Consider the following 12,895-nt stretch of genomic DNA (forward strand, 5'->3'; position numbering starts at 1 on the left):
GCTACTTCCGTGTGTCCCAGGGGGAAACCGATTGCATCTCCCAGCCGATCAGGAAGCCTTTAGACCTTATGAATGCCTATCGAACTATTCTTCTTCCCATGGTTGTCGCTCTCGCCAGCGGCTCCATGATCAGTGCTCAGACGCTGCCAGACAAGCCTGTCGTGCAGGGCAAGTTCCTGGGCGATGGCAAGGACGGCAACATCAAATTCCTCGTCGTCCAGAATCGCGAGCCCTTCAGTGATGAGGCGGCGATCCAGTTCGTCTTCACTGAGAAGGATCCGTCCTCGTCCAAGAAGCCTGAGTTTGATGCCATGTTCAAGGAGCTCGGCAGCGCCCTGAGTATCAGCACCTTCAAGGATGGACGAATCTTCGGCTGTGAGGTCGCGCACACATCGCACGAGAAGTCCCCTTTCACCGCACTCGGGCAGATCAAGATGACCGACTTCAAGGTCACGGACACACATGTCTCCGGGCATCTCACCACCGGTGGTGAGGATGAGGCCTTCGGACAGAAATGGGATGTGGATCTCACCTTTTCCGCACCTTTGCCGAAGGGAGCCTTTGCCGCCGTGAAGGCACCCGAGCCTGAACCGAAAAAGGCAGGCAAGAAAATGACCAAGACCGATGAACCTGCGGAAGAACCCATTGCTGCCGGGCCGAAGATCGCGGTCAAAGACCTCCCTCTTCCTTCCGGAGCACTGGATGTGGAATACAAACAACTGGTTGGGCACATCACGTTCCGCTCCGAGTCTTCCGTGAGCACCGTGGCGACTGATTTTGCCGCAAAGCTCAAGGCCCAAGGTTGGAAGGATGGTCCAGGCAGCCTGATGGGCAAAAGCAACGCCATCCTCAAGCGCAAGCTCAACGAAGCCGACCTGACCATCATGGTGCAGCCTGCTGGCAAGGGCTGCAGCGTGAAGGTCTTCACCGAAGGGCTGGACTGGTCCAGCACTCCAGCTTCTGGTGCGGCGAAGCCTGGTGATGTCGAAGGCATCGAAGCCGAAGCCAACAAACTCATCAATGATGCGCTCAAGAAGATCCCTGGCGGTCTTTGACCGCTGATTTCGACTCCGTGGAAAAGATTGGCCGCGCGAAGTAAGTCGACAAGCGGTGGACTGTTGGAGCGTTATGAGAGTCTCTCTGCGGCGTCTCACTCCAACCTGTGCTCATGTCATTTCGCTTCTTTTCCCCGGCCCTGTTCATCATCACGCTTCTCGCTCATCAAGCGACGTTTGGACAAGTGAAGGCGCCGCCTGCTGGCCAGGCACTCGCCGTGCCGACCTTTCATTGTCTGGGGCTCTATTGGTCGCCTCCCGGTGGTGCTTTAGATCGGGCTGTGGAGGTGCGTTATCGTGTGAAGGATGCGGCGACGTGGAGCGAAGGCCTGTCCATGCGCTACAATCCGATTGAGGGAACTGAGGAGGATCTCACGGACTATCGTGGCAGCATCGTGCATTTGCAGCCAGGAACGATCTATGAGGTGGCGCTGAAGCTCGCTGGAACAGAGACCTCCACGCGGCTGGTGGCGAGCACCTGGAGCGAACGCCTTCCTGAAGGCGAGGTCGTGCGGGTGCCGAGTGGTGATGCGCCCCTGGTCATCACCGAAGGTGGCAAGCCGGACGCGTGGAAAGTGTATGATGGCGCGGGGGCGACGATTGATGTGAAGCACCGGCATAACAACTGCATCACGGTGAATGCCTCGTATGTCATCCTGCGTGGCTTTACTCTCAAAGGTGCTGGGGCCACAACCAATCTCCTCAAGAAGTCTGTGGGTGCCATTGACGTGGAGTCGGGGCACGATGTGGTGATCGAAGGCTGTGATATCTCGGACTGGGGAAGGTTCAATCCCAAGACAGGCTTTGGTTTCAATGGCGACTCAGCTGTGCTCTGCCGTGATCCTAAGGTCACACGCATCGTGGTGCAGCGCTGCCGGCTGCATCATCCGAGCCAGGACACGAACAACTGGTATGAGCCAAAGGCATCCACGCATCCTGCGGGTCCGCAGGCGATCAGCTTCTTCGACACCGAAGGCAACCACGTGATCCGCTACAATGAATGCGTGTCTGACCCCGAGCACATGTTCAACGACCCCATCGGCGGTGGTGCCAATGGCAGCTATCGTGGCGCGCCGGGCGCGGACTCAGACATCTATGGGAACTTTGTGACACACGCCTGGGATGATGGGCTGGAGGTGGAGGGCGGAGGCCGCAATGTGCGCGTGTGGGACAACTATGTCTCCGGTGCTGCGAACATGATCGCCAACGCGGCGACCTCCATTGGCCCGCTGTACATCTGGGGTAATGTGACGGGACGCTGCCAGGTCACGCCGACCCAGGCAGGCTATGGCTTCCTGAAGATGGGCAATGCCGGCGGTGTGAAGTGGCAGACTGGGCACCAGTACATCTTCCACAACACGGTCTTCTCGGAGGATGGTGCACTGCCCACGGGCGGACTCGGTGGCAGCCGCATCGTCACACATACGATCACTCGTAACAACATCCTCCAGGTGCGTGCTGCCACCAATCGCAGCGCCAGCTCGGCGGAGCCTAACGTTGACAATGATTTCGACTATGACCTCTTCAATGGCCAGGTGCCTGAGACGCATGAGAAGCACGGTGTGCGCGGCGTGCCTGCCTATGTCACTGACGCAGGCATGAATGCCCAGACAAAGACTGGCCGTTTTCAACTTGCTCCGGGCAGCCCGGGTGCGGGAACTGCGCAGCCTCTTCCAAACTTCACGCCTGCCTTCACGGGCAAGGCTCCAGACATGGGCGCGCATCAGCAAGGCGAGTCACCTCTGATCTATGGGGTTGCTTCCCAGGCAAGGTGACTGCGTCTGTCTCGTCTAGTAACTGAAGTCGGCATACTCCAGGAAGAAGGACTGGTAGAGCACGTCATTCACTGGGGCGGGCACGGGATCAAAGATCAGGCGATGAAAGCTGCGCTTCTCGGGCGGCAGGACCACCGTCTGCTGCAAGGCCGCGCCACTGCCTATGATGTCCGCGCCCTGCTGGGTCCAGTTCACCAAATCCACACTGGTCTGATGACGATAACGCAGCTGATCGCGGCCTGTCCATGAGACGAGCAGTCCTCCAGGGATATTGGGATCAGGCGCAGGCGTAAGGCCATGACGGCGGAGACGAAATTCCAGCCACTTCAGAGTTTCATCTCGAGCAAGGCGGTTGGCCTTTTCGTCCGCACTTTCCAAGCCCGTGTTCCAGTTTGCCTGGGCCTCGATGGTGGTCTCATCGAAGGAATGGTTCACCAGATCAAAGAGGTGATGCTGCACAAAGGGATTCGGCAGATTCAGCGTGGCCGCCTGGGCACCTGAGGCAAGAGTGAATTTGATGGGACTGAGGCTTCCGGTCTTGGGGGAGGCATTCGGATCACTTACACCTAACAAAGAATCATTGGTTCCATGATACATCACCACCTGCATGCGGCGGTCGGGCATGTAGCGCCCTGCGGCGGTGCTGCTGGGGGAACCGTGGTAAGAAAAGTGGCCGCAACCCGGATAGTAGAAGATGCCCACGCGCGGAAAGGGCAGGGCGGCCGGGATGCGCACAGGCGCAGGAACAGCAAGTTTCACGGAGGCACCTTCGGCATTGGTGTAGTCCACCGTGTAGTTCCCAAGATTCACCGAGGGATCGAGCACCGCATTCAGTCCCGTCTGCGAGCCATGCGAGAAGCCGAGCAGGCCGATGTTTTCAAAGTCCACATCGGTACGTGTTTGCAGAAAGGTCAGCGCCGCGACGACATCCTTGGGGCGTTCATAGTTAGGCGAGCACACCGAGTCATCGATGGTGCTGTCGTGATGCGGTCGGCGGCTGGAGTAGTTGCCCGGGATGCCGCGTGGATTAAAGCTGTCCGGCATCAGGCAGAGAAAGCCGCGCTCAGCAAGGCGTTCACCCCAGCGGCGCAGGGCTGTCTTGGCACCGCTGGCAATAGTGTCAGACTGCCACATGCCACCTGAGCCATGCAGGATGATCACCGTGGGATAAGGTCCAGGCCCATGAATGAGCGCGTTTGGATGGTAAAGCAGAGCGACGAGCGTGAGACGATCTGTTTCCACAGGGTATCCCGCCACCGCGCTGAGCTGTGTGGATGGCGTTGGATTCGGTGTCACGGCCAGATTCGCCGGGACATCGAAGAAGACGGTCTCCGGCACGGCCTGACCCAGTGCGGTTCCGCAGACTGCCATGACGAGAAGACAGCTCGCGGTGAGAAGGCCGGTTCGGAGATGGGAGGACAAAGTCATGGTTGGGCTGCCACGCTGGACAAGGCCAGACGTGGTAGACCCCCACCATTCTCCGCCAGGTTCCACCCTCAATCCGACTTTCGCAGGATGAGATGGCGACCCTCAAGATGCCTGCATTCTTCCTGCCTCCAGCGACAATCGATCCAGGTTCTGCTCATTCGCAGGACGGAGGATGTGTTCCAGCCGGCGTGCCACCTCTGGTTCATCAAATTCTTGAAGCCATGAGATCAGTGTTCCTGCATCACATGGAGTCAAAGTGATGGTTAGGCTGAACTTCGGTTCGGACAGGTGGCGAATGACAAGTTTGTTAGGTGGATCGATCTCCTCAAACACGCCCTCATTCCGATAATCCCGACGATCAGGCCCGTGCATGGTGAAGGACCAGCCGCCGCCCGGCTTGAACTCACAGGTGGTGAACGTGTTGGTGAAACCCGCAGGTCCCCACCAGCGCGCGAGCCTTTGTGGATCGCTAAACGCCGCGAAGACCTGCTCCACAGTGGCCCGGATCTCCCGGGAAGCGCTAAAGGCACTCATGCGTGGATTTTTTGGGGATGCATCTCAGGCGTCGTTGTCACTGCGCCTCCGTTCACTTTCCTGGATCATTTCACTGAGATCCGCCGCAGGCCGGATCTCAAAGGGGCCGGCCTTCACTCCGGGATGCTTCGACATCAGCTCGATAGCGTGATTGAAGTCTCGCGCCTCAAGGATGAGGATGCCGCCGAGTTGCTCCTTCGTTTCAGCATAGGGACCGTCAGTGACCACCACTTTGCCATTTTCAAAGCGCAGCGTCGCGGCAGACTGAGGGCCTTGCAGGGCATGACCTCCGGCAAAGTGTCCGTTCTTCCGCAGTTCATCGTCATAGGTGAAGCACTCGTCCACCATGGCATGGGTCACGGCTTCGGGTTGAGTTTCTAGCTTGTTAGGTTCGATGTAGCCAAGGCAGATGTATTTCATAAGGGTAGGATTTTGGGTGGGTGTTTAGATCTCAGTGACCTGTTGGCTTTGCCGAGTCACGGCTGTTGGGTTGATGGGATGTCCTGCAGGTCATAGATCGGACGGATCTCCAGCACGTCTCCATCCAGCGCCGGGCAGCGCTGAGCCCATTCCAGGACCTGCTCTTTAGAAGTGGCCTCGAGGATCCAGTAACCGCCGATCACTTCCTTGGACTCAATGAAGGGGCCGTCGACGACGGTGGCCTTTCCCTTGGCAAAGGTCACCCGGGCACCTTTGTCAATCGGGTGCAGTCCGTCCACCTCGCGTAGCAGCCCTGCCTCGGCCAGTTCATCGTTGAACCGTCCCATGGGTTCTAGGTCCTCCAGTTTCGGGGCAAAGTCTTCTCCAGCCCTTTCAGAGGCGGGTGTGTCGGGCTGATAGCCCCGGGGAATCATGAGCATGAGGAATTTCATTTTTGGATGGTTTGGTTTGTTGCGGGCACGGCCGTTCTCCCGGCCGTCTCAATGGGTAGTCGATTGGCAGATTCGGAATTCGACAGGGGGACGGATCTTTTTTTCAGCCCGCGCTTATTCCAGTTCTTGGAGGCGCTTTTTGAGAAACCGGCGCTCGGGTTCCAGCTGGGTCAGCTCAAGGGCGCGCTCATAGGAGGAGCGGGCCTCGCTCTTGCGGCCCAGGCGACGACAAAGGTCAGCTCGGGCAGAGTGGGCGAGATGATAGGCATTGAGTTCTCCTCGGGTCAAAAGAGCATCGACGAGCGCTAGGCCTGCCTCAGGCCCCTCGCTCATCGCCACGGCGATGGCGCGGTTGAGTTCGACGACAGGAGATGGCGCTGCTTGAGCCAGGGCCGTGTAAAGGGCCACGATCTGCGGCCAGTCGGTGGAAGCTGCTGTGGATGCTTCGGCATGCACCGCGGCGATGGCTGCTTGCAAAGTGTAGGATCCAAACCTGCGCGAGATCAATGCCTTCTCGACCAGCGCAATGCCCTCAGTGATCTGCTCGCGGTTCCAGAGCGACCTGTCCTGATGTTCCAGGAGAATGAGCTCACCCGCAGCCGATGTCCGGGCTGTGCGGCGAGATTCCTGAAGCAGCATGAGTGCCAGCAAGCCCAGCACCTCCGGTTCCGGCAGGGACGCCACCAGCAGCCGCCCCAGCCTGATGGCCTCTCCAGAAAGGTCTGCGCGGATCAGCGATGCCCCCGAAGACGCCAGATACCCCTCATTGAACACCAGATATACCACCTGTAGCACTGCGGCCAGACGCTCTGGCAGTTCCTCGGCAGACGGCACCTGATACGGAATCCGTGCCTCACGAATTTTCGTCTTTGCCCGCACAATTCGTTGGGCCAAAGTGGGTGCTGTGGTGAGAAAAGCGCGGGCGATTTCCTCCGTGGTCAATCCGCACACCTCGCGCAGCGTCAAGGCTACCCGCCCTTCAGGGGCCAGCGCAGGGTGACAGCAGGTGAAGACCAGCTTCAGCCGGTCATCCTCGATGCTTTCGTCCTTTCCACCTTCCTCATGGCCCTGGCGTGCCTCGATCTCCTCCGCAATCTTCTCCTGTGATGCATCAAAGCGCGCGCGTCTCCGCAGCGTATCGATGGCCTTGAATCGCCCCGTGGAGATCAGCCAGGCGCGCGGATTCTCCGGCATGCCATCGCGTGGCCACTTCTCCAGCGCCGCCGCAAAGGCATCATGCACCGCATCTTCCGCCAGATCAAAGTCTCCCAGCAGCCGGATCAGCGTGGCGCGGATGCGCCCGGACTCCTTACGGTAAAGGACGTCCAGATGTTCCCGCACTTGTTGGATGACGCTCTCTGACATCGGCCAAGGTAGACGCAGGCTTCCCCTCGTCCACGATCTCCCTGACTGGCGTGCTGATTTCCTCCCAAGTCCATCCCGACCGTCTGCTTGCCGGCCTTCCCCGGCTGCTTTACTGCTGGCAATTCTCCCCATCGTGAGACATGAACTCCCATGTCACTCTCCCCTTTTAAAGACCTCGGAGTCCCCGAGGACATGATCCGCGGCCTCGAAGAGCTCGCCATCACCAAGCCCACTGAAGTTCAGTTGAAGGTCATCCCCTTCCTGCTTCAGAATGGGGGAGACCTCATCGCTCAGGCCCAGACCGGCACTGGCAAGACCGCCGCCTTTGGCCTGCCCTTGCTGAGCAAGATGAACCCCAAGCACCGGGACATCCAGGGTCTCGTCCTCGCTCCCACCCGCGAGCTCGCGAAGCAGATCGGCAAGCAGCTGTTCCGCTTCACCAAATACACCGAAAAGATTTTCGTCGAAGTCCTCACGGGGGGCGATGACATGGACCGCCAGATCGACAACCTCCGACGTCCCACCCACATCGTCGTCGCCACTCCTGGCCGCCTCCTTGACCTCATCGAGCGCGATGCTCTCACTCTCGAGTTCGTTCGTTACGTCGTGCTCGATGAAGCAGACGAAATGCTCAGCATGGGCTTCAAGCCTCAGTTGCTTGACATCCTGAAGCTCGCCGCCATGCGCCGCAGCACCTGGCTCTTCTCCGCCACCTTCCCGGATGCCATCCAGCAGCTCATCAAAGGCTGCATGTCCGCCCAGGCCCACAACATCCAGATTGATCAAGCGAACGTCGTCAATCCCGACATCGATCACCGCTTCGCCCTTTGCAAGCGGGAGGACAAAACCGCCTTCATCGCCTCCTTCCTCAAGCGTCAGCGTGATGCCCGCGGCCTTATCTTCTGCCGCACCAAGGCAGGTGCGAACGAGCTCACTCAGGAACTCCTCGCCATGGGCATTGCTGCGGATGTCATCCAGGGCGACCTCATGCAAAAGGAGCGTGACAAAGTCATGCGCGCCTTCAAAAAACAGCGCGTGCAGTTCCTTGTCGCTACTGATGTCGCCGCACGTGGTATTGATGTCGAAGGCCTCTCCTTCGTCATTCATCATCAGCTCCCGGACCAGCTCGAATATTACACTCACCGCAGCGGCCGCACAGCTCGCGCCGGGAAGAAAGGCATGTCGCTGGCTCTCATTCACCCGAAGGAGCGCCCCCAGCTCATGCAGCTCGAACGCGAGCTCGGCATCCGCTTCCGCGAGCATCGCGGTTGATCGGGTGAGGCTGGATTCACGACCCGATACGTGACCGCCATGATCAAGCTCCATCCCTCAAAGCGCCCCACCGCACGCCGGCTGAAACGCCAGGCCGCGCTGGGCTTTCTGGGGGCCTTCATCCTGCTCATGGTGCTGATCAGCATCTTCCGCTGGTATGAGTTTGATAAAACCGCCTCGCCCGTTAGTTGGGCCGAAGTGGGTATGCTGACCATTCTGGGAATCGTTGGGATCTGTCTAGGGGTTGCCGGTGGTGTTTATGCTTATGAGTCCGGATGTGCGGGAAGGATGGAGCGGGGCGAAGGGCTTCACGCACGCTGGACGGTAGATGCACCGTCCTGGCGGGAGCTTGGGGAGCGCCGCCGCATTCTGGATCAGGCCCCTGGCGCCATCATCACCTATCCTCCAATGCCAGCAGAAGCTCCGCCGGAGGGGGTGGAGATCATCATCTGCGAAGACGGCATCTTCATCGGCCCCGAGTTCAGCCACCCTCTGCCACCCATCTCCGTGCTTCAGGCCCGTCTCACCGACCGCTGGCTTGAGCTCGACTGCCTTGAAGACATGCCCACGCACATTTTACGCGTGCCCGTGCCGTCCAGTGCCATGTCGCAGGTGCTGCCGCTATTGGCACGTCTGAAGACGCGCAGCTGAGGCTCTTTTAAGTTCAGAGTACTTCTGTAAGAGTCTTTGCCAGACACACTAACTTCGTGAGAGATAGACCAGTTCTCGAAAAGAATGTCATTTTGAATCGGCGAACGCAGCGGCCTCAATGGCAAGGAAGGTGCGCCGTCTGCTATTAGGAAATAACAGACAAGCACCTGACGCAGCCAGTGAGGCCGCTCCGCCGGCCGAGCAAAGTGACAGGATTTTTGAGAACCGGTCTAAGAGCGGGCAGGGTGGGCTGTCTCCAGTTCTCGTCAGGCCGGGCTTCTGTGGCGAAGTCCGGGCCCTCGAGTGTTGCGCGTGTCGCAATGCGAAACAGGACGCACAAGCACACCTTCTCTGAGCTGCTTTAAAGGGGTGTCTAAAGTGTTGGTTATAAATGTTATGTGTGTTTGGTGCAGGCTTTGGCACCTGCCGTGCAGGGGAATGGAAGTGCTTCCAAGCACTCTACTCCCTCCCCATGAAAACATCTGCTCCTTCCCGTCACGCCAAGACGCTAGCCATGGCCTCGCTGCTGGCTGCCGCGCTTGTTGTTATGCCAACCCAGGTCCGCGCCGGCACCGCCGCTGTGGCTCCCACGGTGGAAAGCCCCGCCCCCTCTCCCTTCCACGCCCTTTTGAAGCTGGATGTCTCGAGTGACTACATCACGCCTCGTGGTCTTCACGTTGAAAACCAGGGCCTGGTCTTCCAGCCGCTCTTCCTGCTCTTCACCAATCTCTACTCGAACCCAGATGGCCTGCTCAATGATGTGACCCTCACTCTCGGAGTCTGGAGCTCCATCCACACCCATCAGTCCGGCAGAGATGCAGGCAACTGGAACGAGTTCGACCCCATCGCCGGCATCGCCTTCAAGTTTGCCGACTACTGGAAGTTCGAGATCAACTACACCGCCTTTGAGAGTATGACGCGGTCCTACCAGACCTCCCAGCATCTTGAAGCGAAGCTGTCCTTCGCCGACGGCCTCATGACGGGCAACAAAGTGTTCTCCATCAATCCCTACCTCGCCTTCTGGAAGGAACTGAGAAACAAGGCCACGGTGGTCTTCAATCCCGCCAACGAGCAGACGAGCTACTACTTCACGGTGGGCATGACACCCACCATCGACCTCACGACGGTCAAGTTTGAGTTCCCGACCTTCATCAACATTGTGGGCGAGAGCTTCTACCAGAAGGCAGACGGCACCGCCGGAGGCTCCGGCCTGGCCATCTTCCGCACGGGTGTGCAGGCCAGCATTCCGCTGAACTTCATGCCGAAGTACATGGGCTCCTGGTCCCTCTATGCAGGCGTGAAATACTACCACTTGAACAATCCAGGCGTGCTGGATGGCAACGTGGCTCTCGGTGCTGATGGAGATCGCAAGCGTAATCTCTTCCAGTTCCACGGCGGCGTCTCGATCTTCTTCTGATCGTGGCACGTCCCCTGCCTGCCTGAGTGGTCTCGAAACCTCAGCCTCCCGCCGCTCCCCATGGACAAAAACGCCGTCATCAGCATCGAAGCAGAGCCTTACAGCCTGGAAATCACTCCTTCCAAGTGCGCGCTCCTCATCATCGACATGCAGCGCGATTTCCTGGAGCCGGGAGGCTTTGGCGAGATGCTCGGCAACGATGTCTCCCAGCTCCGCCAGTCGATCGAGCCTAACCAAAAGCTGCTCGTCGCCTGGCGTGAGGCCGGGTTGCAGGTCCTGCATACCCGGGAGGGCCACCGCCCTGATCTCGCAGACCTGCCTCCGGCTAAAAAAGTGCGCGGTCATGGCGCCAAGACCATTGGCGACACAGGTCCCATGGGCCGAATCCTCATTCGTGGCGAGGAAGGGCATGACATCATCCCTGAACTCTACCCTCTGCCCGGGGAGCCGGTGATCGACAAGCCAGGGAAGGGGGCCTTCTTCGCCACAGACCTGCACGCCATCCTGCAAAATCTCGGCATCACCCAGCTCATCGTCACGGGTGTTACCACCGAGGTCTGTGTGAACACCACGGTTCGTGAGGCCAATGACCGTGGCTACGAATGCCTCGTCCCCGAGGACTGCGTGGCCTCCTACTTCCCCGTCTTCCAGGAGATGGGGCTGAAAATGATCAAGGCCCAGGGCGGCATCTTCGGGTGGGTCTCCCACTCCTCGAAGATCATCTCCGCGCTCGGCTGACCGACTGACCTGACTGCTTTTCTCGTTCAAAGACGCCTCGTGAAACCTAACAAGCAATGCTCCCATGACAACCTCTGACTTCAAGCCCAAGATCTGGACACCCGGAGACTGGAATGCCTTCTTCGGATTCGGAACAAACATCCTGGTCAACCTCCTCACCCTCACAGCGCTTCTCCGCTTCGTGCTGAAGATGCCGGACGACATCGTCTTTGGCCGCATCCTCCCCGCCACCGGCCTCATGCTCTGCATGAGCACCATCTACTATGCCTGGCTGGCCTATCAGCTCGCAAAGAAGACCGGGCGGAGTGATGTGTGTGCACTGCCTTCCGGGATCAGCGTGCCGCACATGTTCGTGGTGGTCTTTGTCATCATGCTGCCCATCTCGCTGAAGACGGGAGATCCGATCAAAGGCTGGGAGGCAGGTCTCACCTGGGTGTTCATCCAGAGCTTCGTGCTCATGATCGGCGGCTTCGTGGCACCGATCATCCGCAAGATCACTCCCCGCGCCGCGCTTCTCGGCACGCTGGCGGGTGTTTCCATCAGCTTCATCTCAATGCGCCCCGCGCTTGAGATGTTCATGACTCCGGTGATCGGCGTGGTCTGCTTCGCCATCATTCTGCTCAGCTGGTTCGGCGGTGTGCGCTACTACAAAGGCATCCCGGCGGGCTTGGTCGCCATCGCAGCTGGCTCGTTGATCGCCTGGGGCTCGAATCTCTTCGGCTTGAACTACGGCGGCATGACCTGGGCCAAGCTGACAGACTCCTTCGCCAACTTCGGCTTCTCCATTCCGCTTCCCGCCTTCAGTCACATCTTCTCTGGCTTTGAGTTCCTCGGCATCATTCTAGTGACTGCCATTCCCTTCGGCATCTATGACCTTGTGGAAGCGCTGGACAATGTGGAAAGCGCCGCCGTCGCCGGTGATGACTTTCCCACCACGCGGGTGCTCACCGCCGACGGTGTGGTCAGCCTCATCGGCTGCTGTCTGGGCAATCCTTTCATCAATGCAGTTTACATCGGTCATCCGGGCTGGAAATCCATGGGGGGAAGAATTGGCTATTCTGCGGCCACAGGTGTGGTGGTCATCCTCTTCTGCACCTTCGGCATCATCTCGCTGATGTCCTCGCTCATCCCCATCGTGGCCATCTCGCCCATCCTTCTCTACATCGGCATGCTCATCGGGGCACAGGCCTTCCAGGAAACGCCGAAGCGTCATGCGCCGGCCATCATCCTGGCTCTCACACCTCACCTCGCCGCCTGGGGCAAGCTGCTCATCGATAACTCGCTCGGAGCCGCAGGCACCAATGCTGCCGCCGTGGGCCTTGAGAAGCTCGGCCAGGTCGGTGTTCTCTATCACGGTCTGGAAGTCATGGGGGGCGGTTCCATCCTCAGCGGCGTCATCCTCCCGGCCATCGCCGTGTTCGTGATTGATCGGAAGTTCTCTACCGCCGCAGGCTTTGCCTTCGCGGGAGCACTCCTTACCTTCTTCGGGCTGATGCATGGTGAGAAAATCGGCTTCGCCGAGTCTCCAGTGATGGCCGCCAGCTATGTGCTTGTGGCCCTTGTGCTCGCGGGCTGCGCTAAGTTCGCCACGGTCACACCTCCTGCCCTCGAAGAAGAGGAGGAAGATCTCCATGGCGAGCCTGCGTGACACCCCCTCTGTTAGTTTGGTTGGTCGATAATTAGTCGTTGATTGGCTCCATAGTGTCCGGGTGGTTTTGCGGCCGGGTTTGCCGCAGGATCACCCGGACAAATCTTCTTAGTGCGAATAGTTGGTTCGTCTCTTGCTCA

The 12,895-nt window shown here is 59.0% G+C and carries 12 protein-coding genes; 7 read left to right on the plus strand and 5 right to left on the minus strand.

The window, feature by feature from the left end; translation table 11 throughout:
* Positions 1-98: 98 nt before the first annotated feature.
* Both BGE01nite_RS01735 and BGE01nite_RS01740 read left to right on the plus strand, forming a co-directional pair.
* Positions 99-1,055 carry a hypothetical protein gene (locus tag BGE01nite_RS01735; RefSeq protein ID WP_146848542.1) on the plus strand — a complete coding sequence of 319 codons (957 nt, stop codon included), beginning with the start codon at positions 99-101 and terminating at the stop codon, positions 1,053-1,055.
* Positions 1,056-1,168: 113 nt separating this feature from the next.
* Complete coding sequence (locus tag BGE01nite_RS01740) at positions 1,169-2,830, plus strand: right-handed parallel beta-helix repeat-containing protein (protein ID WP_146848543.1); 1,662 nt, start codon at positions 1,169-1,171, stop codon at positions 2,828-2,830.
* Positions 2,831-2,845: 15 nt separating this feature from the next.
* Here the strand turns inward: BGE01nite_RS01740 and BGE01nite_RS01745 are convergent, their stop codons facing one another.
* The 5 genes from BGE01nite_RS01745 to BGE01nite_RS01765 form a co-directional block, all read right to left on the minus strand.
* The gene (locus BGE01nite_RS01745) at positions 2,846-4,258 is read right to left on the minus strand and encodes a dienelactone hydrolase family protein (RefSeq protein WP_146848544.1); all 1,413 of its coding nucleotides are present in this window, start codon (positions 4,256-4,258) and stop codon (positions 2,846-2,848) included.
* Between the two features lie 102 nt (positions 4,259-4,360).
* Positions 4,361-4,792, minus strand: a complete 432-nt coding sequence (locus tag BGE01nite_RS01750) for an SRPBCC domain-containing protein (protein ID WP_146848545.1) — start codon at positions 4,790-4,792, stop codon at positions 4,361-4,363.
* A 24-nt stretch (positions 4,793-4,816) separates the two neighbouring features.
* Entirely contained in the window at positions 4,817-5,212 is a 396-nt protein-coding gene (locus BGE01nite_RS01755) for a YciI family protein (RefSeq protein WP_146848546.1), read from the minus strand.
* 56 nt (positions 5,213-5,268) lie between these two features.
* On the minus strand, positions 5,269-5,664 hold the full coding sequence (locus tag BGE01nite_RS01760) for a YciI family protein (RefSeq protein ID WP_146848547.1): 396 nt from the start codon (positions 5,662-5,664) through the stop codon (positions 5,269-5,271).
* Positions 5,665-5,778: 114 nt separating this feature from the next.
* On the minus strand, positions 5,779-7,029 hold the full coding sequence (locus BGE01nite_RS01765) for an RNA polymerase sigma factor (protein WP_146848548.1): 1,251 nt from the start codon (positions 7,027-7,029) through the stop codon (positions 5,779-5,781).
* Between the two features lie 150 nt (positions 7,030-7,179).
* Between BGE01nite_RS01765 and BGE01nite_RS01770 the strand changes: the two genes are divergently transcribed.
* From BGE01nite_RS01770 to BGE01nite_RS01790, 5 genes are all read left to right on the plus strand, one after another.
* The gene (locus BGE01nite_RS01770; protein WP_146848549.1) at positions 7,180-8,301 is read left to right on the plus strand and encodes a DEAD/DEAH box helicase; all 1,122 of its coding nucleotides are present in this window, start codon (positions 7,180-7,182) and stop codon (positions 8,299-8,301) included.
* Positions 8,302-8,340: 39 nt separating this feature from the next.
* Positions 8,341-8,952, plus strand: coding sequence for a hypothetical protein (locus tag BGE01nite_RS01775; RefSeq protein ID WP_146848550.1), 612 nt, complete (start codon positions 8,341-8,343; stop codon positions 8,950-8,952).
* A 472-nt stretch (positions 8,953-9,424) separates the two neighbouring features.
* Complete coding sequence (locus BGE01nite_RS01780) at positions 9,425-10,369, plus strand: hypothetical protein (RefSeq protein ID WP_146848551.1); 945 nt, start codon at positions 9,425-9,427, stop codon at positions 10,367-10,369.
* Between the two features lie 60 nt (positions 10,370-10,429).
* On the plus strand, positions 10,430-11,107 hold the full coding sequence (locus BGE01nite_RS01785) for a cysteine hydrolase family protein (RefSeq protein WP_146848552.1): 678 nt from the start codon (positions 10,430-10,432) through the stop codon (positions 11,105-11,107).
* 64 nt (positions 11,108-11,171) lie between these two features.
* Entirely contained in the window at positions 11,172-12,755 is a 1,584-nt protein-coding gene (locus BGE01nite_RS01790) for a regulator (protein ID WP_146848553.1), read from the plus strand.
* Positions 12,756-12,895 lie beyond the last annotated feature (140 nt).

The sequence above is a fragment of the Prosthecobacter gellanilyticus genome, from assembly GCF_007992435.1.
Lineage (GTDB): Bacteria > Verrucomicrobiota > Verrucomicrobiia > Verrucomicrobiales > Verrucomicrobiaceae > Prosthecobacter > Prosthecobacter gellanilyticus.

Bases quoted from the DNA above. Each gene is read 5' to 3' on its own strand.
- BGE01nite_RS01735 (WP_146848542.1), top strand. From the start codon at position 99: ATGGTTGTCGCTCTCGCCAGCGGCTCCATGATCAGTGCTCAGACGCTG.
- BGE01nite_RS01740 (WP_146848543.1), top strand. From the start codon at position 1,169: ATGTCATTTCGCTTCTTTTCCCCGGCCCTGTTCATCATCACGCTTCTC.
- BGE01nite_RS01745 (WP_146848544.1), bottom strand. From the start codon at position 4,258: ATGACTTTGTCCTCCCATCTCCGAACCGGCCTTCTCACCGCGAGCTGT.
- BGE01nite_RS01750 (WP_146848545.1), bottom strand. From the start codon at position 4,792: ATGAGTGCCTTTAGCGCTTCCCGGGAGATCCGGGCCACTGTGGAGCAG.
- BGE01nite_RS01755 (WP_146848546.1), bottom strand. From the start codon at position 5,212: ATGAAATACATCTGCCTTGGCTACATCGAACCTAACAAGCTAGAAACT.
- BGE01nite_RS01760 (WP_146848547.1), bottom strand. From the start codon at position 5,664: ATGAAATTCCTCATGCTCATGATTCCCCGGGGCTATCAGCCCGACACA.
- BGE01nite_RS01765 (WP_146848548.1), bottom strand. From the start codon at position 7,029: ATGTCAGAGAGCGTCATCCAACAAGTGCGGGAACATCTGGACGTCCTT.
- BGE01nite_RS01770 (WP_146848549.1), top strand. From the start codon at position 7,180: ATGTCACTCTCCCCTTTTAAAGACCTCGGAGTCCCCGAGGACATGATC.
- BGE01nite_RS01775 (WP_146848550.1), top strand. From the start codon at position 8,341: ATGATCAAGCTCCATCCCTCAAAGCGCCCCACCGCACGCCGGCTGAAA.
- BGE01nite_RS01780 (WP_146848551.1), top strand. From the start codon at position 9,425: ATGAAAACATCTGCTCCTTCCCGTCACGCCAAGACGCTAGCCATGGCC.
- BGE01nite_RS01785 (WP_146848552.1), top strand. From the start codon at position 10,430: ATGGACAAAAACGCCGTCATCAGCATCGAAGCAGAGCCTTACAGCCTG.
- BGE01nite_RS01790 (WP_146848553.1), top strand. From the start codon at position 11,172: ATGACAACCTCTGACTTCAAGCCCAAGATCTGGACACCCGGAGACTGG.